Consider the following 25,797-nt stretch of genomic DNA (forward strand, 5'->3'; position numbering starts at 1 on the left):
TCACCTGAATCCAGGTCATAAACATTGCCACCGTCTCTGCAATATCATCATGCAGCCTTGGTGCGCATGCCTCTGAGGAGGTTGTACGACTCCACGTCCGGTGCGATTCGGGCAGGGCCGGTGCCGAGAACAGCATGATTTTTTCGCTCCTCGCTACACGTCTCGGTCGCTTTGCGTCATCATCCTCTGCCCGGATCTGCGGAGACAGCATGGAAATGATCGACCTCGAAACTCCCGACCTCCACCAGGAGCGGCTGCAGCGTGTGATGTCGCTGATCAGGGCCAGCGGTGCGCGACGCGTGCTCGACCTGGGGTGCGGTTCGGGTGGGCTGTTGCAGTACCTGTTGCGCGACCCCCAGTTCGAGCGAGTGGTGGGTCTGGAGCTGTCCGGCGAACTCCTGGCCCAAGCCAAGCTGCGCCTGGAGGACCTGCCTGCCGCCCGCGCGGGGCGCCTCGAGCTGGTCTGCGGCTCCTATTCCGATGTCCACTCTGCGCTAGTTGGTTTCGAGGCGGCGGCCATGGTGGAGACCATCGAGCATGTCCCGCCCGAGGCGCTCTCACGGGTCGAGCGTGCGGTCTTCGCCGGGTTACGGCCGCAGCTGCTGGTGATGACCACTCCCAACCACGAATACAACCCGCTCTTTGACATGGGGCCTGGCGAATATCGCGATCCCGACCACAAGTTCGAATGGGACCGGGCGCGCTTTCGTGACTGGGCCCTGGGCGTGGCCCGCCGCAACGGCTATCGAGTCCGCTTCTCGGGAATCGGCGAGATGGACGCCCACCTCGGCCAGCCGACCCAGGTGGCGTCCTTTACGCGCTGAGCCTCTGCCTGAGGGCAGCGCCTGTCCCTGTGCTGTTCCTTGTCCTAGCGGGCATGGTGAGACATCACCGCTCGCATCTCCTCGATTTGCGCGTCGCTGAGGATTTCGGAGAGCGCCTCATGATGCTCCTCGCGCAGTTCACGCATGGCTTCGTGGCGCTGCTGGCGAGAGTCGAGATCGCGCTCGCGCAGCGCCTGCATGTCGGCGTAGACCTCTTCACGGACTTCGCGCAGCGCCTCGCGCTTCTCGTCGGAAAGCTTCCAGCTGTCGACCAGCTCGGTCAGTCGCTGTTGCATGGCCTCTTGGTGCTCGGCGCGCTGCTCCTCGTGCATTGCCTGGCGGGCCATTTTCAGGGCCTCGCGCTGCTCCTCGCCGAGGATCTCCTCCACGCGCTGGCGGTGTTCCTCACGCAGTTCGCGGACCGCCTCACGATGCTCGCTGCGCGCCTCCTGTAAGGCCTTGCGGGTCTCCTCGTCGATGCCGGCCCGCTCGAAGAGGGCTTGTCGGCGCTGTTCGTACTGCTGGTGATGCTCCTCGCTCCAGTCTTGCTTCTTGCCTTCTCCCGAGGCAGCACTGGCGGAAAGCGCCAGGGGGGCGATAGCGACGGCAAGCAGGGCGGGGGCCAGCAGAGTGCGGGTGAAAGAGCGTGTCATGAGATTCTCCTTGTGGGCCTCGTCGGGCCTCGGGTTGACGCTGTCAGTCTCGTCGCCGGGGGTGCAATCGGCATGCAGCGAGCGTGCAAAGGTCGTGCATCTGCCGGGGCTCACTCCTCCGGCTGATACTTGTAGCCGACGCCGTAGACCGAGCGGATCACCTCGCGCTCTGGCCAGATATCGGCAATCTTGCGGCGCAGCTTCTTGATGTGGCTGTCAACGGTGCGCTCGGAAACGATGCGATGGTCGCGATACATGTGGTCCATCAACTGCTCGCGGGTAAAGATACGCCCGGGAGAGTGCATCATTACCTTCAGCAACTGGAACTCCACCGCGGTGAGGCCCAGGTCCTGGCCATCGGCCAGGGCGCGCCAGCCTTCATCGTCGAGGACCAGGTCGCTGCCCCCGGGAGCGGGCGCACTGGCTGCGCGGCTGCGGCGCAGCACGGCCTTGGTCCGGGCCACCACCTCGCGGGGGCTGAAGGGCTTGCAGATATAGTCGTCGGCGCCCAGCTCCAGGCCCAGCAGGCGGTCGACTTCCTCGACACGGGCGGTGAGCATGATGATCGCCATCGACGGCCATCGTTGGCGAATCTCCCGGCAAAGGGTCAGGCCATCCGTGCCCGGCAGCATCAGGTCGAGCAGCACAAGCTCCGGAAGCGTCCGGCAGTTTTCGAGCCAGGGCATCACGGCATCGCCGTGGTCCAGGTGGTGACTGGTGAAGCCGCTGCCCTGGAGGTAGTCGGCGACCAGGAGGGCGATCTTGGGTTCGTCCTCGACGATCAGGATCCGGTCCTGATCGGTATCCGGGGTGCTCATGTGGCGTGCTCCCTGAGCGGGTGGTCCTCGATGGCGGGGAAGGTCAGCGTCCAGCATAACCCGCCGAGCGGCGATGAGGTGGCCTCCATGCGCGCACCGTGGGCACGAGCCAGGGCGATGGCGATCGACAGCCCCAGGCCGCTGCCACCACTGGCGCGATTGCGCGACCCCTCGACACGGTAGAGCCGCTCGGTGAGCCGCGGCAATTCGGCATCGGGCACGCCGGGTGCACTGTCCTCCCAGGTTACCCGCAGTTGCCCCTGGTGCTCCTTCAGCCGCACGCGAAGCTGCCCCGGAATGGTCGTGTAGGCGCAGGTGTTGTCGATCAGGTTGTTCCACAGCTGGCGCAGCCGTTGGGTGTCGCCACGGATCCAGGCCGGCCCCTCTATCTCACGTTCCAGGTGAATGCCGCTATCGCCGAGCCATCCACTGGCCTCATCGAGGCGCGAGGCGAGGCTCTCCGCAAGGTTCAGAGGGGCCAGCTGGACCTCCAGGGCGCCGGCATCGCTCTGCGAGAGCAGTCGCAGGTCGGCCACCAGTCGCTCCAGCTGGCCGACCTCCTGGGCCAGCGAGTTCAGGTTGTCCTGGTCCAGGGAACGGATGCCGTCCTGCATGGCCTCGATCTCGCCACGCAACACCGCCAGCGGCGTGCGTAGCTCGTGGGCGATATCGGAGACCCAGCGGTTGCGTGCCTCACGACTGGCTTCCAGGGTGGCGGCCAGCACGTTGAAGTCGTGGGCGAGGCTCGAGAGCTCGTCGCGGCCGCTTTCTGCCAGGCGCGTGCTGTAGTCGCCTTCGGTGAGGCGGCGGGTGGCCCGGGCCATGCCGCGGGTGCGTCGCCCCAGCCACCAGGAGAGGCCGCCGGCCAGCAGCAGCGAGGCCAGGCCCAGGGAGGCGACGATGATGCCCAGGTTGCGCTGCTGGCGAGAGAGAAAGATGCGGTCCATGCGCGCCATCAGCTGCTGGGGCGGGCGGTAACCAAGCATCCCGACCTGCTGGCCACCGCTCTCGATCGGCAGCCAGCGCAGCTCGGCCGCCTGCTCGTCGTCATCCGGCGGCAGGCCGATCACCGGCAGACCGTTTGCGTCGTGGAGCACGAAGTCCTTGGGGTCACCCAGGCGTTGCTCGATGCCCTTAGGCGGCGGGGTGTCGCCGGGCCATAGCTGGCGTCGCACCAGGCGGTGCCAGGTGCGCGGCGACTGGCGCAGCCATTGCCAGTCGCCGCGGCTGGCCCACTCTTCGGCGAGTCCCTCGGCCAGTGTCTCGGCGCGGCGGGTCTGGGTCTGGTCCAGGTACTCTATGAAGCCCTGGTCGAGGCTGCGCGAGACCGCCAGGAACACCAGCCCGGAAATGACCACGTTGACCACCAGAATGATCGCGAAAAGCTTGATGCCGAGCCGTGAGACGGCTGGGCGTGGGATACGTGGCGAGCGCATGGACGGGCTCCGGGAGCGTGGGCGGCTAGAATATGGCGTATTCTCTCTGCTCGGCGTGCAGCCATCGGTCAGGTTCTGTGCAGGCAATGTGCAGCTTGAGGCCAGCCTCGGCCACTCTGTTCCGGCCGGCAAGGATGACGGGTCACAGAGAAAGCAGGAAGAGGATCAGCGGTGGCGACAGCAGCGACAGGATAAAGCCGCTGACCACGGCCACCGGTACACAGGATACGCCCCCGTGCTGCTGGATCACCGGCAGGGTGAAGTCCATGGAGGTGGCGCCGCCATAGCCGATCGCCAGGACCGCATGGCGGCGGATGACCAGCGGGATCAGCACGAAGGCGAGCAGTTCCCGGGCCAGGTCGTTGAAGAAGGCTACCCCGCCCATCAGCGGGCCCAACTGGTCGCCGACCAGGATGCCGGAGAGCGAATACCAGCCGAAACCCGCGGCCAGCGCCAGCCCCTCGTTCCATCTCAGGTCCAGCAGGGGTGCGGCGAGCAGTCCGCCGACCAGGGAGCTGGCGGCCAGGGTCAGGGCGATGGCCAGGCCGAAGCGGTTGAGCACGATCTGGCGCAGCGACATGCCGGAGTTGCGCAGCTGGCAGCCGATCAGTGCCAGCAGGGCGTAGAGCACCGCTTCGGCCAGGGTCTCGGCCGCGGTGAACAGGCCGCTGCCGGTGAGCCATTCCAGCAGCAGCCCGATCACCACGCCGGCCACCACCATTGCCACCAGGGCGAGCGAGCCGATCATGGCGGCCCACTTGCTGGTGGGGGCCTCTGCCACCACTCTTGCAGGGTCGGCAGTGAGGCCCAGTCGTTGCGATAGCCACCAGAGGGCCGCCAGATTGCAGCTCGAGATCACCGCGAACAGCAGCAGGGCCTGGCCGCCCAGGCGCGAGAGTTGGCCGGCCAGGTCGTCGAGGCCGGCCAGGCTCACGCCCATCAACAGCAGGATCACGTAGATCGAGGCGTTCACACCGCGGTTGATCAGCGCCATCAGCCGGGTATCCCGAACCGGCACCAGGTAACCCAGCACCAGCGGCAACAGCACGATCACCAGACCGCTCAGCATCACGACCCTCTTCACGTCCAGAGGCCACCGGTGGCGACCAAAAGCCGCCCACTCTAGCCAAATTCCCTTCGGGGAGGAAGCGGGCTCAGTACGGGTGCAGAGTCAGGTCGATGAGCGACAGTCGGCTTTTCCGCTTGCCGTCGCGGTGGTACTCCATGGCCAGCAACAGGCCTGGCACGTGCGGGTGGAAGCTGAATATCATGCGCTTTTCGGGGGAGTCCGGCTCGGTAACCTCCACCCTGACGGCTTCGAAGCGACCGGCGGGCAATTCGAGCATCCGGCGGTCCAGCCGGCGGTAGTCGACCCGCTCCTCGCGACCGCGATGGTCGAGGTAACGCAGCCGGCAGGGGGTGTCGCAGTCCTCGGTCACGCCGCGCCGGGAGAGGTCGAACAGGGCGGTCTGGCGGTCGGGCAGCGTGGCCAGGGCATCACCGTTCAGTTCGTAGTCCTTGCCGATGCCCAGCATGCGGTAGCCACTGGCGTAGTGCAGTGCGCGGAGGTCAGTGCCGTCAATGAAGCGGCTATACTCGCTGCCACTGGCCACCGCGATGGCGGCGCGCATCTCGCTGATCCACTGCTGTCCGTCGCGGATCAGGCGGTGTTCCACGGTGGTGCTGGGCCAGCCGGAGACCTCGAGGCGGTAGCGGGCATCGAAGGGGCGCGGCTCTGCTGCATGGACGATGCCGACGCACAGCATCAGGAGCAGCATGAGGGCGGCGCAACGGTGCAGCGTTAAAGGCATGCGAGGTTTCCTTGGCCGACAAAGGGGCAGGGATGAGAGTCCCCGCGGGGTCAGGGGTTCCCCCCTTTTCCCCGGCGGGCAGGACGAGGGGCTGCTAGGCTGGCCTTGCGGGACGACACTTCCGTCGTCGCTACATTACTGAGGAGACTCCCATGGCTAGACTCTTGCTTATTGCCGGTGACTATGTCGAGGACTACGAGATCATGGTGCCTTTCCAGGCCCTGCAGGCCATGGGTCATTCGGTCGATGCCGTGTGTCCCGACAAGCGCGAGGGCGACCAGGTGCGCACCGCCATCCACGACTTCGAGGGCGACCAGACCTACTCCGAGAAGCCCGGCCACAACTTCACCCTGAATGCCACCTTCGCCGAAGTTAAGGTCGCCGACTACGATGCGCTGGTCGTCCCTGGCGGGCGTGCGCCGGAGTACCTGCGCCTCGACGAGCGTGTGCTGGAGATGGTCCGCCACTTCTTCGACCATGACAAGCCGGTGGCGGCCATCTGCCATGCTGCCCAGCTGCTGGCGGCGGCGGTCTCCCTCGAGGGCCATCGGGTCTCGGCCTACCCGGCCTGTGCCCCGGACGTGCGCCTGGCCGGCGGTGACTTTGCCGAGATCGAAGTCGACCAGGCCGTCACCAGCGGCAAGCTGGTGACGGCCCCCGCCTGGCCGGCCCATCCGGCCTGGCTAAAGCAGTTCGCCGCCTTGCTCGACTAAGGCATCACGGCTCGGTTTGACGTCACTAGACGACTGGTCTAATCTTCGGGGCATGAAGACGCACGCCACCCGTGACAAGCTGATCGAGATTGGCGCCGAACTGATCGCCGAACAGGGTTTCAACGCCACCGGCATCAATGCGGTGTTAAGCCGGGCGGGGGTCCCCAAGGGATCCTTCTATCACTACTTCTCGAGCAAGGAAGATTTCGGCCTGGCCGTCATCGACGCCTTCGCTGAGCAGTATGACGCCCGGTTGGCGGCGATCTTCGAGGCTACCGACGCCTCGCCGTTGGTGCGGTTGCGCCGCTATTTTGCCGCCGGCAAGGCGGACATGCTTTCTTGCGACCACGCCCGCGGCTGCCTGATCGGCAACCTGGGGCAGGAGCTTTCGGCGCGCAGTGAGGTCTTCCGAGCCCGCCTGGACCAGGTGTTCCGTGCCTGGGAGCGTCGGCTGGTGGCTTGCCTCGAAGACGCCCGTTCCGCTGGCGAGGTGCCGGATGCCCTCGATCCAGAGGCGCTGGCGAGCTTCATCATGGCCGGTTGGGAAGGCGCCATCCTGCGCGCCAAGACGGTCAAGTCGCTGGCGCCCATGGAGTGTTTCGAGACGATCCTCTTCCGCCAGGTATTGGCAAGCGAGCTGCCCGAGGCAAGTTGATCCATGACCGCAACGTCAGTCATGCATGGCATGCGTCACGTTATTAGTAGACTGGTCTAAAAACGGTTCAAACCAATGGGTCCAGACAGACATCGACACAGGAGGTCGTAGATGACCACGCAACGCGATAGCCTTTTCGAACCTTTCACTCTCGGTGCCCTGGAGTTGCCCAACCGGGTGATCATGTCGCCGCTGACTCGAGCTCGGTCCTCGCAGCCGGGCGATGTGCCCAACGACATGAATGTCGAGTACTACCGTCAGCGGGCCGGTGCGGGAATGATCATCGCCGAGGCCACTCAGGTCTCACCCCAAGGCAAGGGTTACGCCTTCACTCCGGGGATTCATTCCGAGGCGCAGGTCGAGGGCTGGAAGCGGGTGATCGATGCCGTACACCAGGCCGGCGGACGCATCATCCTGCAGCTCTGGCATGTGGGGCGGATCTCCCACCCCGCACTGCAGCCGGATGGCGCTTCTCCCGTGGCTCCCTCGGCGATCAAGCCGGAAGGCGCCAAGACCTTCATCAGCGCCGATTCCGGCATGGTGGATATTCCGACGCCGCGGGCGCTGGCACTCGAAGAACTGCCTGACATCGTCGAGCAGTTCCGTCAGGGTGCCGAGAACGCCAAGCGCGCCGGCTTCGACGGTGTGGAGGTCCACGCGGCCAATGGCTACCTGCTCGATCAGTTTCTGAAGAGTGGCAGCAACAAGCGCACGGATGCCTACGGGGGTTCGCTGGAGAATCGCCTGCGCCTGCCGCGGGAAGTCGTCCAGGCCGTGGTCGATGTCTGGGGTGCCGATCGCGTCGGCGTGCGTGTCAGCCCCACCGGGAGCTTCAACGCCATGGTCGACGACGACCCGGTCGCCACCTTCGGCGAGTTCGCTCGGGCTCTCGACGGGATCGGGGTGGCCTTCATCGAGTTGGTCGAGGACTCCTTCCAGGGCAACCATGCGAATGGGCGTCCCGAAACGGTGATCGAGGCCATTCATGCGGCCTTCTCACGCGCTTATATCGGCAACGGTGCCTACAGCGCCGACGAGGCCCGCCAGCGTATCGCTGCAGGGAAGGTCGACCTGGTCTCCTTCGGACGACCCTTCATCGCCAACCCGGATCTTCCGGAACGTTTCCGTCTCGATGCGCCGCTCAATGACTGGGATGACAGTACCTTCTACGGTGGTGACGAGCGCGGCTATACCGACTACCCGAGCCTGGCCGAACAGCCGGCCTGACATCTTCGAATACCCCGGCCGAGTCGGCCGGGTAATGACACTACTAACTATTTCCAAGGAGAAGATTTTATGTCCGAGATCAATGGCAAGGTCGTCATCATCACAGGTGCCAGCAGCGGCCTCGGCGAAGCCACCGCCCACCGGCTGGCAAAAGCCGGCGCCAAGCTGGTGCTCGGCGCACGCCGCGAGGAGCGTCTCGAGGCGCTGCGTGATGCTATCGTCGAGCAGGGCGGCGAGGCTATCTATCGCGTTACCGACGTGACCGACCGTGATCAGGTCGAGGCCCTGGCGACCGCCGCCAAGGAGGCCTATGGCCGCATCGACGTGCTGGTCAACAACGCCGGCGTGATGCCGCTGTCACCGCTTGACCAGCTCAAGGTCGACGAGTGGGAGCAGATGATCGACGTCAACATCAAGGGCGTGCTCTACGGTGTTGCCGCGGTGTTGCCGACCATGCGCGAGCAGCATGCTGGCCATATCATCAACCTCTCCTCGGTGGCTGGCCACGTGGTCTTCCCGGCCTCGGCCGTCTATTCCGCCACCAAGTATGCGGTGAAGGCGCTCTCCGAGGGCATTCGCCAGGAGGGTGGCGAGGAAATCCGCTCTACCAACATCTCTCCCGGGGCGGTGGCCACCGAGTTGACCACCTCCATCAGCGACCCCGACACCGCCGAGAACGTGAATGAGCTCTACGAGATGGCCATCGATGCCGATGCCATCGCTCGGGCAATCACCTATGCCATCGAGCAGCCGGCGGATGTCGACGTCAACGAGCTGATCATTCGTCCTACCAAGCAGCCGCTCTGAACAAGCGGGTGCTTTAATCCAACGGGCGAGGGACTCGCCCGTTGGATGACACGAGGCAAGCCGGGCCGGGTCGAGAGCGACCTGGCCCGGCTGCGTTGGTGTACCCCGGATATGGGGTTGCCGGTAGTTGCCAAGTTGGTAGTTGCCTAGTTGATCAGGTGCTGGAAGGCGAACATCGCCATGAAGGCCAGTGTCACGGTGGTGCCGACCGAACTTCCGGAGGCATCCTCCATGGCATCGGGAATCAGCTCGGCGAACACCATCCAGATCATGGCGCCAGCCGCCAGTCCGAGACCGATCGGCAGAAAGGGTTCGAACCAGGTTACGAACAGGAAGGCCGGAACGGCCATGAGGGGCTGGGGCAGGCTGGTGAAGATACTCCAGCCCCCCGCCTTGAGCACCGACATGCCGCGAGGAATCAGGACCAGACTGATGGCCAGGCCCTCCGGGATGTTGTGCACGGCGATGGCGGCACTGATGAACATGCCCAAGGATTCTCCGCCCCCGTAGGAGACGCCCACGCCGACGCCCTCGGCGAAGGAGTGCATGGTCATGACGCCGAGGATCAGCAGCGCCTTGCGGGCATTGGCGCCGCTGAGCTCGTTGATGTCCGGCGAGCCATGCCGGGAGATCCAGGCATCCGAGCCGATGACCAGCCCGAGGCCGAGCAGCATGCCGATCACCGTCAGCCAGGGATCTAGATTACCTCCCTCGCTGATCAGGCTGTGACTGGCGGCCAGCATCAGGCCGGCGGCGAGGGCATTGAACAGGCTCAGCCATCTCGCCCCGAATCGCTTCACGAAGAGGAAGGGAAGGGCGCCCAGCCCGGTGGCGAGCGCCGTGATCATGGCGGCGATGAAGACCGTGAGCAGTGATACGTCGAGGGCCATCTTCTAGAACCGCTCTGGTGTCAGGTCTTCGACTGCAGACGGTCGAGCCCCGGGCTCAACTCGACCGGATAGTCGCTCCCGCCCTCGGCGAGGTGCCTGATGTCCTCGGGAAAGCGCTCGAGGGCATCCGAGACCCGCTCGCGGGCGTCATCGGCCCGTGCCATCTCGTCATCGTCCAGCTTTCCCGCGCGAACCAGCGGGCGCAGCAGCGGCTCACCGGCATCGATTTCCTCGTCACGCAGGGCGATGACGTCGCCGACGAAGCGGCCGTGCTCGTCCTGGCGCCGATACAGCTGCTTGCGACAGGGGAGGTTGATCTTCCCCGGCGAGTGCTTGACCCGCGGGGTGCCGGCATACTCCACCAGCTTGTAGGAGAGATCGATCACCGGGGCATCCGCCGATACGCCCATCTGGGTGCCGACGCCGAAGGCGTCGATGGGGGCGCCGTCCTCGATCAGTGCCGCGATCTTGTGCTCATCGAGGCCGCTGCTGGCGACGATGGTGATGTCATCGTGCCCCGCCTCGTCGAGCAGCGTGCGCGCGCTCTTGGCCAGTTCGCCCAGGTCGCCGGAGTCGAGACGGATCGACTTGACGCCGACCTCGGGTTCCTCGCGCATGATCTCGATCACCTTGCGCACCCCTTCGAGGGTGTCATGGGTATCGACCAGCAGGGTGGTGCCGGGGTAATGACGAGCGAAGGCGCGGAAGGCCTCGGTTTCGTCGTCATGGGCGAGGATGTAGCTGTGCGCCATGGTACCGTTGATCGCCAGATCATGGCGCAGGCCGCCGAGCACGTTGCTGGTCCCGGCTAGCCCCGCGGTGCGGTAGGCCCGGACTCCGCGCACGGCGGCGTCCACGCCATGCATGCGGCGCATGCCGAAATCCACCACCGGGCGGCCCTGGGCCGCCATCACCAGGCGCACCGCCTTGGAGGCGAGGACCGTCTCCAGCTGCACCAGGTTCATTACCAGGCTCTCGAGCAGTTGGGCCTCGGCGATGGGCGCATCGACTTCCAGCAGTGGCTCGTTGGCAAATACCGGCGTCCCTTCGGGCACTGTCCAGATATCACCAGTGAAGCGCCAGTCGCGCAGCCAGTCGAGGAAGCCCTGTTCGAACTTTCCGGTATCGGCCAGGCGCTCGAGTGCCTTCTCGCCGAAGCGCAACCGGCTGAGCAGTTCTGCGGCATGCTGCTGTCCACAGGCCAGCATGAAGCGACGGGTTGATGGCATCTTGCGGAAGAAGAGGCTGAAGGTGGCCCGCTCGTGCATCGCCTCCTTCCAGTACGCCTGTGTCATGGTCAGCTGATAGAGGTCGGTCAGCAGGGCCAGCTCGCCATCCTCGATCTGCAGGGGGATCGACTCCTTCATGAGCATACCTCGGCACCGGCGTCGGTGAATTCGCGCCGGCATTCGGCCACGGCGTCGGGATCCACCGCCGCGGAGAGGGGCTCCAGGAACAGGGTGTCAAAGCCCTCCTCGCGGGCTGCCAGTACGGTGGCCTTGACGCAGACGTCCAGCGCCAGGCCGCAGACGATCACTCGCTCGATACCCTTCTCCTTAAGGTAGCCGCCGAGTCCGGTGCCGTCGAAGGCGGAATAGGCATCGGCATCGAAGGCGGTGGCCTTGCTGACGCGGATGGTGTCATCGCCCAGCGTCAGGTCGGGGTGGAAGGCCGCGCCGTGGGTGTCCTGCACGCAGTGGACCGGCCAGGGGCCACCACGATGCGAGAAACTTACGTGGTCGACGGTGTGCCAGTCTCGAGAGGCGACCACCAGGGCGCCGGCCGCTTGGGCTGCCTCGATCTCGGCGTTGATGCCGGGCACCAGGGCGTTGCCACCGTCCACCGCCAGGGCGCCGCCCTCGCAGAAGTCGTTCTGCATATCCACGACGAGCAGCGCGTCGCGGGGGGTATAATCCACCTTCATGGTCATCATGTATCTCCCTGAACTCATTGAGTGTCATCACTTGCCAGCGTACGGCCTTGCCGGGGCTTGTTGTAGGGGTGGCTCAATAAGGGCGCGGCTCAATAACCGGCCTCGGGGTCGACGGTATCGAGTGCCTTCCCCGCCTCGAAGGCGAGCAGCGCCTCGGCTACCTGGTCCAGTGCCGCTCCCAGCGGGGTGGGGCCGGCCATATGCGGGGTGACCCACACCCGGGGGTGGCGCCACAGCGGGCTGTCCTCGGGCAACGGCTCTTCGGGGAAGGCGTCGAGCAGTGCCCCGCGTAGCCGGCCCTCCGTGTTTCCCTCGTCATCGCCATCATGGCCAAGCGCATCGAGCAGGGCGGCCTCGTCGATGAGAGTGCCGCGCCCTGGGTTGATCAGGCTGGCCCCCTCGGGAAGCTTCGCCAAGGCATCGGCATCGATGACATGGCGCGTCGCGCAAGTGTCCGGCAGCAGCAGCACCAGGCTCATGACCTGGTCGAGCAGCTCAGCGAGCCCCTTGTCGCCGTGATGGCAGGTGATGCCGTCGAGGGATTTCTCCGAGCGGCTCCAGCCATGCACTGGAAAGCCGTCGGCGGCCACCATGGCGGCGACCTTCGCGCCGATGGCGCCCAGCCCCAGCACGCCCACCGGCCAGTCGGCCTTGTCGACCACCGCATGCTCACGCCAGTCGCAGCGAGCCTGCTGGCGGCGGTAGCGGTCGAAGTCTCGCTGGAAGTGCAGGATACCGTAGCGGACATAGTCGCCGATCAACTCGGCCATGCCGGCGTCGCGCAGCTTGACGATCGGCACGCCCTCGGGGAGCCCCGGGTTGCCCAGCAGTGCATCCACCCCGGCGCCCAGGTTGACGATGCCCTTGAGCCGCTCGGGCTCGCCGAGCAGCTCGGCGGAGGGTTTCCACACCGCCAGGTAGTCCGCCTCGCGACGCTTCTCGGCCGGCGCGCTGCTGGTGAACACCTCGGCGTTGGGCAGGCGCCTGGCCAGGGCCTCCCGCCATTGCTCGGCGTCGTCGATATGGACCAGTACCTTCATGACCCCTCCCGTGCTAGTCGTGGTCTTTCATCATGGGAGCGTGCGGGGCTGCGAACAAGGTTGACGGTGCATCCATAACACGGCAGCACGAAATGCTTGACCGCCTACCGTGGGTTGGCAGTAACCTCCATTCAGGGGAACCGATATAGACTGTCCGTTATGCCCGCGGCTCCCATGAGGCGGCCCGGCACTTCGATGGTGATGCGGCCCCCGGCCCGGCCTTCTCAGCGCAGAGAGGGCCGATTTTCTTGATGATGCGATGGCGAGTGGCTTCATGATCCAGGTTTCCCTGCCCTTCACTCGGGAGGAATACGCGACCCGCCTGTGGAAGGTGCGTGCCGAGATGGCCAGCCGCGGTATCGACGTGCTGATCGTCAGCGATCCCTCCAACATGGCCTGGTTGACCGGCTACGACGGCTGGTCCTTCTACGTGCACCAGTGTGTGCTCGTTGGCCTTGCGGGTGAACCGGTATGGTACGGTCGACGGATGGACGCCAACGGCGCACTGCGGACCTGCTGGATCGATCCGGACAACATCACCTACTACCCGGATTACTACGTGCAGAATCCGGACATGCATCCCATGGACTACCTCGCCCAGACCATCCTGCCCGACCGCGGCTGGCACGAGGGTGTGGTGGGCATGGAAATGGACAACTACTACTTCTCGGCCAAGGCCTACCAGAGCCTGCTGCGCGAGCTGCCCCACGCCCGCTTCATGGACGCCAATGCGCTGGTCAACTGGTGTCGCGCGGTCAAGTCGCCCCAGGAGATCGAGTACATGCGCGTGGCGGCGAAGATCGTCGAGGGGATGCACACGCGGATCCTGGAAGTGATCGAGCCGGGTCTGCCCAAGAGCAAGCTGGTCTCCGAGATCTATCGTGTCGGCATCGAAGGCTGGCGAGACGAGCAGGGCAAGATCTACGGTGGCGACTATCCCGCCATCGTCCCCATGTTGCCGACCGGCAGTGATGCCGCCGCCCCGCACCTGACCTGGGACGACACACCGTTTCGCGAGGGCGAGGGCACCTTCTTCGAGATTGCCGGGGTCTTCAAACGTTACCATGCACCGATGTCGCGGACGGTCTTCCTGGGCAGGCCGCCCCAGGAGTTCGTGCGCGCCGAGTCGGCGCTGCTCGAGGGCATCGAGAATGGTCTGGCGGTGGCCAAGCCCGGCAATCGCGCCGCGGACATCGCCATGGCCCTGGGCGCGGCGATGGACAAGTACGGCTTCGACCGCGGCGGCGCGCGCTGCGGCTATCCCATCGGCATCAGCTATCCCCCGGACTGGGGCGAGCGCACCATGAGCCTTCGTCCCTCCGACGAGACCGTACTGCAGCCCGGCATGACCTTCCACTTCATGCCGGGTCTGTGGGAGGAAAATTGGGGCCTGGAGATCACCGAGAGCATCCTGATCACCGAGACCGGTTGCGAGACCCTGGCCGACTTCCCGCGCCAGCTATTTGTGCGCTGAGCCGCCACCGTTTAGAACAAGGAGTTCCCTGACATGACCAAGCGTCCCAGCCCCATTTCCGCCACCGTGGATTTCGACGCCGACGGCGTTCAGCACGGCTTTCTCAAGCTGCCGATCTCCGTGGATGACTCTGCCTGGGGCGCGGTGATGATTCCGGTCACCGTGGTCAAGAACGGCGAGGGCCCCACGGCGCTGCTCACCGGCGGCAACCACGGCGACGAGTACGAGGGCATCACCTCGCTGCTCAAGCTGTCGAGCTCGCTCAAGGCCGAGGATGTGCGCGGCCGGGTGATCATCGTTCCTTGCATGAATCAACCGGCAGTGATGGCAGGCAAGCGCACCTCGGGTCTGGACAGCGGCAACCTCAACCGCAGCTTTCCCGGGGACCCGAACGGCAGCGTGACCGAGAAGATCGCCGACTACTTTACCCGGGTGATGGTGCCGATGTGCGACGTGGTGCTCGATCTTCATTCCGGTGGTCGTACCCTGGATATCATTCCCTTCGGCGCCTCCCACGTGCTGGAGGATGCCGACCAGCAGCGCCAGGCCCTGGAAGGCGCCAAGGCCTTCGGCGCCCCCTACGCCATGATGATGTTCGAGCTCGACGCCGCGGCGCTGTTCGACACCGCGGTGGAGAGCCAGGGCAAGATCTTCGTGGCCACCGAACTGGGCGGCGGCGGCTCCTCCACGCCGCAGAGCATGGCGATCACCGAGCGCGGCGTGCGCAACTTCCTGGTGCACTATGGCCTGATGGCCGGCGAGGTGGAAATGCCGGCCGAACCCCAGGTCTATCTCGACATGCCCGATGCCAGTTGCTATGTGCAGAGCGAGCACTCCGGCGTGCTCGAGCTCTGCTTCGCGTTGGGCGAGCGCGTGGAGGAGGGCGAGGTCGTGGCTCGGGTCTATGACATGACGCGCAGCGGCACCGCACCGGTGGAATATCGCGCCCGGCGAGGTGGCGTGCTAGCGGCGCGGCGCCATCCGGCGCTGGTCAATATGGGTGATACCATCGCGGTCATTGCCGATGTCGTCGATACCCTCTCATGAAGCTCGACCGTTATGACCTGAAGATCCTCGAGATCCTCACGCGCGACGGCCGTATCACCAAGTCCAAGCTGGCCGAGGCGATCAACCTCTCGGTCAGTCCTTGCTGGGAGCGGGTGCGCCGGCTCGAAAAGGCCGGTATCATCGAGGGCTACAGCGCACGTATCAATGCCGCAGCGCTGGTCAAGCGCACCCCGGTATGGGTGCAGCTTGAACTCAAGCAGCACAATGCCGAGAGTTTCGCCCGCTTCGAGGCGCTGGTTCACGCTACCCCCGAAGTCACCGAGTGCGTGGCCGTGGGAGGTGGTGTCGATTACCTGATCAAGTTCGAGACCGACTCCATCGATGCCTACCAGCGGCTAATGGATGCCTGGCTGACCGGTGAGGCCGGCATCGAGCGCTACTTCACCTATATCGTTACCAAGACAGTGAAACGCCCCGTTCCAGGCTTAACGCCGGACGACCTGTCCTGAGACCCGGCCGACCGAAAGTACAGCGTTGATGTCACCTCGGCCCTTGTGGCATAACTTGATGACAGGAGGGTGGGCCGAGGCTCACCCGGCCGGGCGATCCCACCGGCATGCTCCCGAAGGTGCCGGACAGTGTTCGACAGCGCCCTGGAAGTTTCCGAGATCGCCTGACGCAGAGAGACCAAAATGTCCTATTTCACGATTGCCGGGGTGCAGATGCACGCCCTGCACCATGGTGACAACACCGAGGCCATGCGCCACCGGATCGACGTGCTGATGAGTCGCTTCCCGCAGGTGCAGATGGTCCTGTTCAGTGAGCTGATGCCCATGGGGGCATCGCCGCATCACGCTCAGCCGATGCCCAGCAGCAGCGAGTCCCTGTTCTGCCAGATCGCCGAGCAGCATCGCATCTGGCTGATCCCCGGTTCGATGTTCGAGCATACCGACGAGGGCGTTTTCAACACCCTTTCGGTGATCAATCCCCACGGCCAGGTGGTGGCCCGCTACCGCAAGATGTTCCCCTTCCGGCCCTATGAAGCTGGTGTGGAGAGCGGCAGCGAGTTCGTCACCTTCGACGTTCCCAACGTGGCTCGCTTCGGGGTCTCGATCTGCTACGACATGTGGTTCCCCGAGACCACCCGTACCCTGGCCGCCATGGGTGCCGAGGTGATCCTTCACCCGACCATGACCGACACCATCGACCGTGATATCGAGCTGTCCATTGCCCGTACCAATGCTGCGGTCAACCAGTGCTACTTCTTCGATATCAATGGCGCCGGCGCGCTCGGCAACGGCCGTTCCATCGTGGTCGGCCCCTCCGGTGACGTCATTCACCAGGCCGGTACCGGTGAGGAGATCATGCCTATCGAGATCGATCCCAGCCGGGTGCGTCGTGAGCGCGAGACCGGCCTGCGAGGCCTCGGCCAGCCGCTTAAGAGCTTCCGCGACCGGTCCGTCGACTTCTCGCTCTACCGCAGTGATGCACGCTCGAGCCCCTTCCTCGATACCCTCGGCCCGCTGCAGAAGCCGCTGCGCGCCGATGTCGAAGAGTATTGATCCTTCGCCTGCGGGCGGTGCAGTTGAGATAAGAGAGAAGAGAAAAGAGAAGACCCCATGCTGGAGCAATTGATTCGACAGCTGCGCCGCCTGTTCGGTAATTCCCCGGCAGCCCCTGCCGCGCGCAAGGCGCTCGGCGCCTCCCCCGTCAAAGATGGAGCGACGAAGATGAGTAAAATAACAAGCATTGCCGATGTCCGCCGGCACTTCCGCAACAACAAGGAGCCGATCTATTTCATCTCGGCCACCAATTTCAACCTGTTGGGCATCGGCGACTGGGTGGGCAATTTCCGCCATATCAACTATATCGATTGCTTCGAAGGCCAGCAGCGCAACGTCTTCGTGCCCAAGGAGAAGTTCCCGCGCGACTTCGAGAGCATCGAGGACATCAACAATTACCTTCTCGAGCACAAGGAAGTGATCGACTACATCCAGTCGCGGGCGGACGGCGAGAATGCCGGCGTGGCTGCCTTCCTGATGTTCGACGAGCACACCGAGGAGACCTGCAAGCAGCTCGGGCTCCGCGTGGCGTTCCCGCCGGCGAACCTGCGCAGCCGCATGGACAACAAGATCGAGACCGTGCGCATCGGTAACAAGGCCGGCGTGCCCAGCGTACCCAATGTACTGGCCAAGGTCGGTAGCTATCAGGAGCTGTGCGAAGTAAGCAAGGAGCTCGGCAATGACTTGGTGGTGCAGACTGCCTTCGGCGACTCCGGCCATACCACCTTCTTCATCTCCAGCGAGGATGACTACTACAAGCATGCCGAGGAGATCGAGGCCGAGTCCGAAGTCAAGATCATGAAGCGCATCAACTGCCGCGGCTCGGCCATCGAGGCCTGTGCCACTCGCTGTGGCACCGTGGTCGGCCCGCTGATGACCGAGCTGGTGGGCTTCAAGACGCTGACCCCCTACAAGGGCGGCTGGTGTGGCAACGAGATGTTCGCCGGTGCCTTCGACCAGTCGATCCGCGACAAGGCGCGCGAGTACACCTTCCAGTTCGGCGAGGCATTGCGCGAGGAAGGCTACCGCGGCTACTTCGAGCTCGACTTCCTGATCGACATGGACAACGGCGAGGTCTACCTGGGCGAGCTCAACCCACGTGTCACCGGCGCCAGCTCGCTGACCAACGTGGCCGCCTTCGCCCACTCCGATATCCCGCTGTTCCTCTTCCACCTGCTGGAGTTCTCGGACGTCGACTTCGATCTCGACATCAACGAGATCAACGAGCGCTGGTCGCACCCCGAGAGCGTCGACAGCTGGAGCCAGCTGGTGATCAAGCACACCGACGAAAGCGTCGACCTGCTCACCGCCGCACCGCGCACCGGGGTGTGGAAGATGGCCGGCGATGGCAGCGTCAGCTACGACCATTACAGCTACCACCCTCATGCCGCGGAGAACGACAGCGAGGGCTTCTTCCTGCGCATCAGCGGGGCGGGGGACTTCCGCTATGAAGGGGCGGACCTCGGCATCCTGATCACTCGGGGGCGGCTGATGGACGACGACTTCCAGCTCAACGAACGTGCCAAGGCCTGGATCGATGGTATCCGCGGCCAGTACGCCGGCCAGTCGTTGCAGGACCCGGTGGTGCAGGAGGTGGCGGTCAGCCATGCCGTCGGTGGCGGCAACTTCAAGATATTGTGAGTTCCGGGACCGTTTCTCTGCCGCACCGGGAGGTGCCGTCGGCTGACATGGACAAGATGCTCGATTTCCGGACCCTGCGTGAAGATACGGCCGGCCCCCGGTGGCAGGCGCTGTTCGCCTACCACTGGCCGGCCTACGAGCAGTGGTACCTCAGTGAAGGGGAGCGCGAGCGGCCGGGCTATCTCGCCTGCTACAACGCCCTGCGCCGCCACATGCCGGAGCTGCTCGGTACCTATCGGACGCTCTGCGATCTGGCCGGCGGCAGTGACCTGGCCGCGCGCTTCCTGAGCCTCTATCAGCCGCCGCCCTATATCACCGGCTGCTCCCAGGCCGTGCTCGCCAGCCCCGAATCCACGGTGCTGGCGCGCAACTATGATTATCCGCCGGAGCTGTGCGAGGGCACGATCCTCTATACGCATTGGAACGAGCGGCGGGTGATCGCCATGTCGGACTGCCTGTGGGGCGTGCTCGATGGCATGAACGACCGCGGGCTCGCCGTGTCGCTGGCCTTTGGCGGTCGCAAGGCGGTGGGCGAGGGCTTCGGTGCCCCGATCATCCTGCGTTACCTGCTTGAGTTCTGTGACAGCGTCCCCGAGGCGGCCGAGGTGCTGGCCCGGGTGCCCACCCACATGGCCTATAACATCACCGTGGCCGACGCCGCCGGCCGCTACGTGACGGCGATGATCGGTCCGGATCGCCGTGCCAGCATCCGCCGCGTGCCGGTGGCCACCAACCACCAGAAGAAGATCGAGTGGTATGCCCATGCCCTGGCCTCGGAGACCCTGATCCGCGAGCGTCAGCTATCGATCCTGGTGGACGATGAGGCCACCACCGAGGAGCGCCTGATCGCGGCCTTTTCGGCACCGCCGCTGTTCCGTCACGACTACCGGCGTGGTCTGGGGACCGTGTATACCGCGGTCTACCACCCCCACGCGGGGCGTGCCCAGTTCCATTGGCCCGGCATGAATCTGGACCTTAATTTCGATGACTTTCCCGAGGAGCGGATCACCGTACGCTACGGCACGCGGGCGCTGCACGACGGCTGATACGTATTACCCCTGGTCGCTGTTCCTCGACAACAACAAGCAAGGATGGGTGTTGCCATGCAAGAGACTAGCCATACCGAGACGCCCTATACCGCCCTGGGCTTCTATCACAAGATCTCCCAGCTGCGTGCCGACACCTGGAATGCGCTCAAGCGTGATCTCGGCCAGCTGGTACGCCTGAACGACGAGGGCCGGGTCAAGAACCTGGTCAAGGCCGTCGACATCAAGCTGACGCGGCTCGAGATCATCGAGGACTACCACGCCTTCCCCTCCAAGGAGGATTTTCGTCATCTATGGTCGCTGTTCGACCGCGCGGAGTATGGGCTGCTCGAGAAAGTGGTCAAGCGTCTGGTGCGCGCGCTGATCAGCGAGTCCTACCGGCGGCGCCACGTCGATCTCTCCGAGACCGACGCCGATGCCGAGGACCTCGAGACCCTCGATGCGCTGGCGCAGCTGCGCCGCGGGCATCCGGCGTCGAACAGCTCGGCTCAGCCCTACTTCGAGCTGCTTATCGTCGACAACCTATCGACCCCGGAGGAAGAAGTCGTCCGCGAGGCTTTCCACAACATGCGTCGTCCCGAGGACCGCTTCGTCTACGACGTGGTCACGGTACGCAGTTTCGAGGACGCGCTGATCGCGGTGCTGGTCAACCCCAATATCCAGGCCTGCCTGATCCGCTACGAATTCCCCTACAAGTCGAAGTACAACCTCAGCGCACTGCGCAGCTACCTCGAGGGCATTTCCGAGCAGTCCTTGGAGCACCAGTCCGAGGCCGAGCGCAGCATCCTGCTGAGCACCATGATCCACGAGCTGCGCCCCGAGATCGACCAGTTCCTGGTCACCAGTGGCGACGTGGAGGCCACGGCGAGTCGCGATATCCGTCACTTCAATCGCATCTTCTATCGCGAGACGGACTACATCGAGCAGCACCACACCATCCTGCGCGCCATCGACAACCGCTACCGTACGCCCTTCTTCGATGCCCTGCGCGAGTACAGCAAGAAGCCCACCGGGGTCTTCCATGCCATGCCCATCTCGCGGGGCAAGTCGATCACCCGCTCCCACTGGGCCGGGCAGATGATCGACTTCTACGGCATCAACATCTTCCTCGCCGAGACCTCGGCCACCTCCGGCGGGCTGGATTCGCTGCTGCAGCCCTACGGGCCGATCAAGAAGGCCCAGGAGTACGCGGCGCGGGCCTTCGGCGCGCGGCAGAGCTTCTTCGTCACCAACGGCACCTCTACAGCCAACAAGATCGTGGTGCAGGCGCTGATCAAGCCGCGCGACATCGTGCTGGTCGACCGCGATTGCCACAAGTCACACCACTACGGCATGGTGCTGGCCGGCGCGCATGTCAGCTACCTGGACTCCTACCCGCTGCATGACTACTCCATGTACGGGGCGGTGCCGCTCAAGGAGATCAAGAAGACGCTGCTCGAGTACAAGCGCTCGGGCCAGTTGCACAAGGTCAAGATGCTGCTGTTGACCAACTGTACCTTCGACGGCGTGGTCTACAACGTGCGCCGGGTGATGGAGGAGTGCCTGGCGATCAAGCCCGACCTGGTCTTCCTCTGGGACGAGGCGTGGTTCGCCTTCGCCGGCTTCAACCCCACCTATCGGCCACGCACTGCCATGCATTCCGCCCGCACCCTGTGTGACCGCTTCGGCAGCAAGGCCTATCGTGAGGAGTACGACGCCTGGAAGGCGGAATTCGACGCCCTCGATCCCGACGACGATGCCACCTGGCTCGACCGGCCCCTGCTGCCCGACCCCGATCAGGTGCGGATCCGTGCCTACGCCACCCACTCCACCCACAAGACCCTGACCTCGCTGCGTCAGGGGTCAATGATCCATGTCTGGGACCAGGACTATCGCCAGAAGGTCGAGGCGCCGTTCCACGAGGCCTACATGACCCATACCTCGACCTCGCCCAACTACCAGATCATCGCCTCACTGGACGTGGGGCGCATGCAGGCCGAGATGGAGGGCTTCGAGCTGGTCCACGCCCAGGTGGAGGCGGCGTTGTCGCTACGCGAGCAGCTCTATACCCACCCGCTGCTGCAGAAGTACTTCCGCGTGCTGATCAACAAGGACATGGTGCCGTTGGAGTATCGGCAGTCGGGGGTCGAGACCTTCTACGATCCGGTCACCGGCTGGAACAAGATGGAAGAGGCCTGGGCCAATGACGAATTCGTCGTCGATCCCAGCCGCATCACCATCGCCATCGGCGCCACCGGTATCGACGGGGATACCTTCAAGAACGAATACCTGATGAACAAGTACGGCATCCAGATCAACAAGACCTCGCGCAACACCGTGCTGTTCATGACCAACATCGGTACCACCCGCGGCTCCATCGCCTATCTGCTCGACGTGCTGATCAAGTTGGCCAAGGAGTTCGAGTATCGCTGGGAGGAGAGCAGTCGCCCGGAACGCAAGATCATCGAGAACCGGGTTCATTCGCTGACCAAGGAACTGCCGCCGCTGCCGGACTTCAGCCGCTTCCACGCAGCCTTCCGTCCCGACCCCGACGGCAACACGCCGGAAGGGGACATCCGCTGTGCCTACTTCCTCAGCTACGATGACGAGAACACCGAGTACCTGCGCTTCGACAACGGCGAGGTCCAGGCGGCCATGCGGGCCGGTCGCGACGTGGTGTCGGCGAGCTTCGTGATTCCCTACCCGCCGGGCTTCCCGGTGCTGGTCCCGGGGCAGGTGGTCAGCGAGGAGATTCTCTACTTCCTGCAGGCACTGGATGTCACCGAGATCCACGGTTATCGCCCGGAGCTCGGCCTGCTGGTGTTCACCGAGGACGCACTGCACAACCCGCCAGCGGGGTGAGCGCGGCAACGCGCTGAACCAACGGCGACCCACAGAAAAAACGGCAGCTTTGCGGCACAGGACAAAAAATCCTGTGCCGCTTGCCATGAGTAACAAAAAGTCCCGTCCTGCCAAATCCCCTATCCTGATCCCATCGAGCCGCTCTGTTGCGTTACCAACAGGCGGCTTGCCCGTTTTTAACTTTTCCTCGGCGCCCAGAGCCGCGCCGGGCTCATTTTCTCGGCGCCCGAAGCCGCGCCGGAACATCGCCGGTGTTGACACACGCCGGTGCGTCAAGGAGGTACAGTATGACTCTGTCCAGCAAGCTCAGTGATCCGCGCCTGCTCCGTCAATATGCCTATGTCGACGGCAAATGGACCCATGGCGAGGGCGGTCGCGAGGAGGCCGTGTTCGATCCGGCCACCGGCGAGGCGCTGGGGCATATTCCCTGGCTGGAACCCCACCAGATCACCGCCGCAGTCGATGCTGCCGAGGCAGCCTTCATGCACTGGCGCGCACTGCGCGTCGATGAGCGCTGCGAGCGGCTGCTGGCCTGGTACGACCTGCTGCAGGCCCATCGCGAAGACCTCGCCACCATCATGACCCTGGAGCAAGGCAAGCCGTTGCCCGACGCTCGCGGCGAGGTCGAGTACGGTGCCAGCTTCGTGCGCTGGTTTGCGGAGGAAGGCAAGCGCACCTTCGGCGATACCATTCCCAGCCACATCCCCAATGCAGCGCTGGGGACCCTCAAGGAGCCGCTGGGTATCGCCGCCCTGATTACCCCGTGGAACTTCCCGCTGGCTATGATCACCCGCAAGGCCGCCGCCGCCATGGCCGCCGGTTGCACGGTGATCGTCAAGCCGGCCGGTGAGACGCCGTTCTCGGCGCTGGCGCTGGCAGAACTCGCCGAGCGCGCCGGCATTCCGGCCGGGGTGTTCAACGTGGTGCTGGGTGATCCGCCCGAGGTGTCGCGCATACTCTGTGCCGAGGATCGCGTCAGGGTGCTCTCCTTCACCGGCTCCACCCGGGTGGGCCGGCTGCTGCTCGAGCAATGTGCCAACACCGTCAAGCGCGTCTCGCTGGAGCTGGGCGGCAATGCGCCCTTCATCGTCGGCCCGGACATGGATCCCAGGGAGGCCGCCTTCGCTGCGGTGGCGGCCAAGTTCCAGACCGCCGGGCAGGATTGCCTCGCTGCGGACCGCATCCTGGTCCACGAGTCGATCCATGACGCCTTCGTCGTGCACTTCGCCGAGCGCATGGCGGCGCTGACCGTGGGCAACGGCCTCGAGCCAGAGATCGACCTGGGACCGCTGATCCATCGCCAGGCGGTGGAGAAGGCCGCGTCCATCGTCGACGACGCCATCTCCAAGGGCGCCACCCTGGTGGCCGGTGACCAGAGCCAGGCCCCGGGCGAGAACTTCTTCATGCCCGTGCTGCTCACCAATGTGACCCGCGACATGAAGATCTGGCACGAGGAGAGCTTTGCGCCGGTGGCGGGCATCACCGCCTACGCCAACGATGACCAGGTCATCGAGATGGCCAACGACACCGAATACGGCCTGGCGGCCTACCTCTACACCCATGACATCCGCCGTATCTGGAAGATCATGCGGGCCCTGGAGTTCGGCATGGTCTCGGTGAACTCGGTGAAGATGACCGGGCCGCCCGTGCCCTTTGGTGGCGTCAAGCATTCCGGCCTCGGCCGCGAGGGCGGGGTGACCGGCATCGACGAGTATCTGGAGACCAAGTACTACTGCCTCGGCGCCCTTGGCTCCGTCTCCGGCAGCTGAGTGGAAGAGGCTGTGGGAGCACAGCTTGCTGCGCGATGGGAGGCCGGAGGCCTCCCCGGCAAATGGGCACTCAGCGCCGGGCGCCTCCTCGTAGACCTGCCGGCGGATCAGCCCCTATCTGTAATTGCCCTGGCAGGATGCCCTGACAAGAATAGAGAAAACACGATGAACCAGCAGCACCAGGACCTGATCGCTCGTGATCGCAAGGTGACCTTTCACGCCTCCACCCACCTGCGCGACTTCGCCCAGGGTGATGCACCGGGCCGCGTGATCACCGGCGGCAAGGGGATCCATATCGTTGACAGGGATGGCCGCGAGTTCATTGACGGCTTCGCCGGGCTGTACTGCGTCAATATCGGCTACGGTCGCACCGAAGTGGCCGAGGCCATCTATGAGCAGGCCCTGCAGATGTCCTACTACCATACCTATGTGGGGCACTCCAGCGAGCCGCAGATCGAGCTTTCCGAGAAGATCCTCGAGCTCGCCGGCCCCGGCATGTCCAAGGTCTACTACGGCATGTCAGGGTCCGACGCCAACGAGACCCAGTTGAAGATCGTGCGCTACTACAACAACGTGCGCGGCCTGCCGCAGAAGAAGAAGGTCATCTCGCGGATGCGTGGCTACCACGGCTCCGGTATTGCCTCGGGCTCGCTGACCGGCCTCAAGGCGTTCCATGACCACTTCGACCTGCCCATCGATACCATCCGCCACACCGAGGCGCCGTTCTACTACCAGCGGGCCGCCGAGCTCGAGGGCATGAGCGAACGCGAGTTCTCTAAGCAATGCGCGACCAAGCTCGAGGAAATGATCCTCGCCGAGGGGCCGGAGACGGTGGCCGCCTTCATCGGCGAGCCGGTGCTTGGCACCGGGGGTATCGTGCCCCCGCCGGAAGGCTACTGGGCCGAGATCCAGGCGGTGCTGGCCAGGTACGACGTGCTGCTGATCGCCGACGAGGTAGTGTGCGGCTTCGGGCGCATCGGGGCCGACTTTGGCAGCCACTTCTATGGCATCAAGCCTGACCTGATCACCGTCGCCAAGGGCCTGACCAGCGCCTATCAGCCACTCTCCGGCGTGATCGTCGGTGACCGCGTGTGGCAGGTGCTGGAGCAAGGCACTGGGGAATATGGCCCCATCGGTCACGGCTGGACCTACTCCGGTCATGCCCTGGGCTGTGCCGCCGGCCTGGCCAACCTGGCGATCATCGAGCGCGAGGGGCTGACCGCCAATGCCGCCGAGACCGGCGCCTACCTGCAGCAGCAGATGCAGGCCGCTTTCGGCGACCACCCCATCGTCGGCGATGTGCGTGGCGTGGGCATGCTGGCGGCCCTGGAGTTCGCCGCCGACCCGAGCCGTCGCGAGGCCTTCGACCCAACCCTCAAGGTCGGCCCACGCATCGCCGCCGCGGCGATGGAAGAGAACCTGATCGCCCGCGCCATGCCTCAGGGAGACATCCTCGGCTTCGCGCCGCCCCTGGTAACCACGCGCGAGGAGGTCGACGAGATCATCGCGCGTACCCGTCGCGCCGTGGACGCGGTGCTGGACGAGCTGGTCCGCGAGGGTGCCATCAAGACGGTGGCGGATACGGTCGCCTGACGGTTTGCCCGACCCTGGCCACGCCGGGAAACCGTAAACCATGAGCGTCGCCGCGG

At 64.8% G+C, this 25,797-nt stretch carries 23 protein-coding genes; 14 read left to right on the plus strand and 9 right to left on the minus strand.

What is annotated here, in order from left to right; genetic code table 11:
* Positions 1-209 precede the first annotated feature (209 nt).
* A complete protein-coding gene (locus BMY30_RS06185; protein WP_244516133.1) occupies positions 210-824 on the plus strand; it encodes a methyltransferase domain-containing protein in 615 nt (204 codons plus the stop codon).
* Between the two features lie 44 nt (positions 825-868).
* On the opposite strand, the gene BMY30_RS17960 is transcribed toward BMY30_RS06185, so the two are convergent.
* The 5 genes from BMY30_RS17960 to BMY30_RS06210 all read right to left on the minus strand — a co-directional run bounded on the left by BMY30_RS17960 (position 869) and on the right by BMY30_RS06210 (position 5,542).
* The gene (locus tag BMY30_RS17960; RefSeq protein WP_211607260.1) at positions 869-1,477 is read right to left on the minus strand and encodes a hypothetical protein; all 609 of its coding nucleotides are present in this window, start codon (positions 1,475-1,477) and stop codon (positions 869-871) included.
* A gap of 110 nt (positions 1,478-1,587) precedes the next feature.
* A complete protein-coding gene (locus BMY30_RS06195; protein WP_089711673.1) occupies positions 1,588-2,295 on the minus strand; it encodes a response regulator in 708 nt (235 codons plus the stop codon).
* Entirely contained in the window at positions 2,292-3,731 is a 1,440-nt protein-coding gene (locus BMY30_RS06200; RefSeq protein ID WP_089711675.1) for an ATP-binding protein, read from the minus strand. The genes BMY30_RS06195 and BMY30_RS06200 overlap by 4 nt, the downstream gene beginning before the upstream one ends.
* 142 nt (positions 3,732-3,873) lie before the next feature.
* Positions 3,874-4,800, minus strand: coding sequence for a LysO family transporter (locus BMY30_RS06205; protein WP_089711677.1), 927 nt, complete (start codon positions 4,798-4,800; stop codon positions 3,874-3,876).
* Positions 4,801-4,885: 85 nt separating this feature from the next.
* Complete coding sequence (locus BMY30_RS06210) at positions 4,886-5,542, minus strand: hypothetical protein (protein WP_089711679.1); 657 nt, start codon at positions 5,540-5,542, stop codon at positions 4,886-4,888.
* Between the two features lie 152 nt (positions 5,543-5,694).
* On the opposite strand from BMY30_RS06210, the gene BMY30_RS06215 reads away from it, so the two are divergent.
* From BMY30_RS06215 to BMY30_RS06230, 4 genes are all read left to right on the plus strand, one after another.
* The gene (locus tag BMY30_RS06215) at positions 5,695-6,255 is read left to right on the plus strand and encodes a DJ-1/PfpI family protein (RefSeq protein WP_089711681.1); all 561 of its coding nucleotides are present in this window, start codon (positions 5,695-5,697) and stop codon (positions 6,253-6,255) included.
* A gap of 52 nt (positions 6,256-6,307) precedes the next feature.
* Entirely contained in the window at positions 6,308-6,910 is a 603-nt protein-coding gene (locus BMY30_RS06220) for a TetR/AcrR family transcriptional regulator (protein ID WP_089711683.1), read from the plus strand.
* 111 nt (positions 6,911-7,021) lie between these two features.
* Positions 7,022-8,137: an alkene reductase gene (locus BMY30_RS06225; protein WP_089711685.1), complete on the plus strand. Its 1,116-nt coding sequence runs from the start codon at positions 7,022-7,024 to the stop codon at positions 8,135-8,137.
* 69 nt (positions 8,138-8,206) lie between these two features.
* Positions 8,207-8,944 carry an SDR family oxidoreductase gene (locus BMY30_RS06230; RefSeq protein ID WP_089711687.1) on the plus strand — a complete coding sequence of 246 codons (738 nt, stop codon included), beginning with the start codon at positions 8,207-8,209 and terminating at the stop codon, positions 8,942-8,944.
* Between the two features lie 146 nt (positions 8,945-9,090).
* On the opposite strand, the gene BMY30_RS06235 is transcribed toward BMY30_RS06230, so the two are convergent.
* The 4 genes from BMY30_RS06235 to BMY30_RS06250 form a co-directional block, all read right to left on the minus strand.
* Complete coding sequence (locus BMY30_RS06235) at positions 9,091-9,834, minus strand: ZIP family metal transporter (protein ID WP_089711689.1); 744 nt, start codon at positions 9,832-9,834, stop codon at positions 9,091-9,093.
* Positions 9,835-9,854: 20 nt separating this feature from the next.
* Complete coding sequence (locus BMY30_RS06240) at positions 9,855-11,201, minus strand: nicotinate phosphoribosyltransferase (protein ID WP_089711691.1); 1,347 nt, start codon at positions 11,199-11,201, stop codon at positions 9,855-9,857.
* Positions 11,198-11,767 carry a nicotinamidase gene (locus BMY30_RS06245; protein ID WP_089711693.1) on the minus strand — a complete coding sequence of 190 codons (570 nt, stop codon included), beginning with the start codon at positions 11,765-11,767 and terminating at the stop codon, positions 11,198-11,200. Before BMY30_RS06245 ends, BMY30_RS06240 begins: the two co-directional genes overlap by 4 nt.
* A gap of 89 nt (positions 11,768-11,856) precedes the next feature.
* A complete protein-coding gene (locus tag BMY30_RS06250) occupies positions 11,857-12,807 on the minus strand; it encodes a 2-hydroxyacid dehydrogenase (RefSeq protein WP_089711695.1) in 951 nt (316 codons plus the stop codon).
* 274 nt (positions 12,808-13,081) lie between these two features.
* On the opposite strand from BMY30_RS06250, the gene doeA reads away from it, so the two are divergent.
* The 9 genes from doeA (at position 13,082) to BMY30_RS06295 (ending at position 25,741) form a co-directional block, all read left to right on the plus strand.
* On the plus strand, positions 13,082-14,281 hold the full coding sequence (gene doeA, locus BMY30_RS06255; protein WP_089711944.1) for an ectoine hydrolase DoeA: 1,200 nt from the start codon (positions 13,082-13,084) through the stop codon (positions 14,279-14,281).
* Positions 14,282-14,314: 33 nt separating this feature from the next.
* On the plus strand, positions 14,315-15,328 hold the full coding sequence (gene doeB / locus BMY30_RS06260; RefSeq protein WP_089711697.1) for a N(2)-acetyl-L-2,4-diaminobutanoate deacetylase DoeB: 1,014 nt from the start codon (positions 14,315-14,317) through the stop codon (positions 15,326-15,328).
* Positions 15,325-15,798 (plus strand): Lrp/AsnC family transcriptional regulator, encoded by a 474-nt coding sequence (locus tag BMY30_RS06265; protein WP_089711699.1) that lies wholly within the window; start codon positions 15,325-15,327, stop codon positions 15,796-15,798. The genes doeB and BMY30_RS06265 overlap by 4 nt, the downstream gene beginning before the upstream one ends.
* 183 nt (positions 15,799-15,981) lie before the next feature.
* Entirely contained in the window at positions 15,982-16,851 is an 870-nt protein-coding gene (locus BMY30_RS06270; protein WP_089711700.1) for a carbon-nitrogen hydrolase family protein, read from the plus strand.
* 168 nt (positions 16,852-17,019) lie between these two features.
* Complete coding sequence (locus tag BMY30_RS06275) at positions 17,020-18,492, plus strand: biotin carboxylase (RefSeq protein WP_089711946.1); 1,473 nt, start codon at positions 17,020-17,022, stop codon at positions 18,490-18,492.
* Between the two features lie 47 nt (positions 18,493-18,539).
* Positions 18,540-19,538, plus strand: a complete 999-nt coding sequence (locus BMY30_RS06280; protein ID WP_244516134.1) for a C45 family autoproteolytic acyltransferase/hydrolase — start codon at positions 18,540-18,542, stop codon at positions 19,536-19,538.
* Positions 19,539-19,595: 57 nt separating this feature from the next.
* Positions 19,596-22,379 (plus strand): aminotransferase class I/II-fold pyridoxal phosphate-dependent enzyme, encoded by a 2,784-nt coding sequence (locus tag BMY30_RS06285; RefSeq protein WP_089711702.1) that lies wholly within the window; start codon positions 19,596-19,598, stop codon positions 22,377-22,379.
* Positions 22,380-22,666: 287 nt separating this feature from the next.
* Positions 22,667-24,148: an NAD-dependent succinate-semialdehyde dehydrogenase gene (locus BMY30_RS06290; protein WP_089711704.1), complete on the plus strand. Its 1,482-nt coding sequence runs from the start codon at positions 22,667-22,669 to the stop codon at positions 24,146-24,148.
* 165 nt (positions 24,149-24,313) lie between these two features.
* Positions 24,314-25,741 carry an aspartate aminotransferase family protein gene (locus BMY30_RS06295; RefSeq protein ID WP_089711706.1) on the plus strand — a complete coding sequence of 476 codons (1,428 nt, stop codon included), beginning with the start codon at positions 24,314-24,316 and terminating at the stop codon, positions 25,739-25,741.
* Positions 25,742-25,797 lie beyond the last annotated feature (56 nt).

Origin of the sequence: Halomonas daqiaonensis, from assembly GCF_900109725.1 — a bacterium.
Classification (GTDB): domain Bacteria; phylum Pseudomonadota; class Gammaproteobacteria; order Pseudomonadales; family Halomonadaceae; genus Halomonas; species Halomonas daqiaonensis.

Coding starts and splice junctions, on each gene's coding strand:
- BMY30_RS06265 (WP_089711699.1), top strand. CDS start 15,325: ATGAAGCTCGACCGTTATGACCTGAAGATCCTCGAGATCCTCACGCGC.
- BMY30_RS06225 (WP_089711685.1), top strand. CDS start 7,022: ATGACCACGCAACGCGATAGCCTTTTCGAACCTTTCACTCTCGGTGCC.
- BMY30_RS06200 (WP_089711675.1), bottom strand. CDS start 3,731: ATGCGCTCGCCACGTATCCCACGCCCAGCCGTCTCACGGCTCGGCATC.
- BMY30_RS06220 (WP_089711683.1), top strand. CDS start 6,308: ATGAAGACGCACGCCACCCGTGACAAGCTGATCGAGATTGGCGCCGAA.
- BMY30_RS06185 (WP_244516133.1), top strand. CDS start 210: ATGGAAATGATCGACCTCGAAACTCCCGACCTCCACCAGGAGCGGCTG.
- BMY30_RS06235 (WP_089711689.1), bottom strand. CDS start 9,834: ATGGCCCTCGACGTATCACTGCTCACGGTCTTCATCGCCGCCATGATC.
- BMY30_RS06215 (WP_089711681.1), top strand. CDS start 5,695: ATGGCTAGACTCTTGCTTATTGCCGGTGACTATGTCGAGGACTACGAG.
- BMY30_RS06240 (WP_089711691.1), bottom strand. CDS start 11,201: ATGAAGGAGTCGATCCCCCTGCAGATCGAGGATGGCGAGCTGGCCCTG.
- BMY30_RS06270 (WP_089711700.1), top strand. CDS start 15,982: ATGTCCTATTTCACGATTGCCGGGGTGCAGATGCACGCCCTGCACCAT.
- BMY30_RS06285 (WP_089711702.1), top strand. CDS start 19,596: ATGCAAGAGACTAGCCATACCGAGACGCCCTATACCGCCCTGGGCTTC.
- BMY30_RS06280 (WP_244516134.1), top strand. CDS start 18,540: ATGGACAAGATGCTCGATTTCCGGACCCTGCGTGAAGATACGGCCGGC.
- doeB (WP_089711697.1), top strand. CDS start 14,315: ATGACCAAGCGTCCCAGCCCCATTTCCGCCACCGTGGATTTCGACGCC.
- doeA (WP_089711944.1), top strand. CDS start 13,082: ATGATCCAGGTTTCCCTGCCCTTCACTCGGGAGGAATACGCGACCCGC.
- BMY30_RS17960 (WP_211607260.1), bottom strand. CDS start 1,477: ATGACACGCTCTTTCACCCGCACTCTGCTGGCCCCCGCCCTGCTTGCC.
- BMY30_RS06205 (WP_089711677.1), bottom strand. CDS start 4,800: ATGCTGAGCGGTCTGGTGATCGTGCTGTTGCCGCTGGTGCTGGGTTAC.
- BMY30_RS06250 (WP_089711695.1), bottom strand. CDS start 12,807: ATGAAGGTACTGGTCCATATCGACGACGCCGAGCAATGGCGGGAGGCC.
- BMY30_RS06295 (WP_089711706.1), top strand. CDS start 24,314: ATGAACCAGCAGCACCAGGACCTGATCGCTCGTGATCGCAAGGTGACC.
- BMY30_RS06230 (WP_089711687.1), top strand. CDS start 8,207: ATGTCCGAGATCAATGGCAAGGTCGTCATCATCACAGGTGCCAGCAGC.
- BMY30_RS06290 (WP_089711704.1), top strand. CDS start 22,667: ATGACTCTGTCCAGCAAGCTCAGTGATCCGCGCCTGCTCCGTCAATAT.
- BMY30_RS06245 (WP_089711693.1), bottom strand. CDS start 11,767: ATGATGACCATGAAGGTGGATTATACCCCCCGCGACGCGCTGCTCGTC.
- BMY30_RS06210 (WP_089711679.1), bottom strand. CDS start 5,542: ATGCCTTTAACGCTGCACCGTTGCGCCGCCCTCATGCTGCTCCTGATG.
- BMY30_RS06195 (WP_089711673.1), bottom strand. CDS start 2,295: ATGAGCACCCCGGATACCGATCAGGACCGGATCCTGATCGTCGAGGAC.
- BMY30_RS06275 (WP_089711946.1), top strand. CDS start 17,020: ATGAGTAAAATAACAAGCATTGCCGATGTCCGCCGGCACTTCCGCAAC.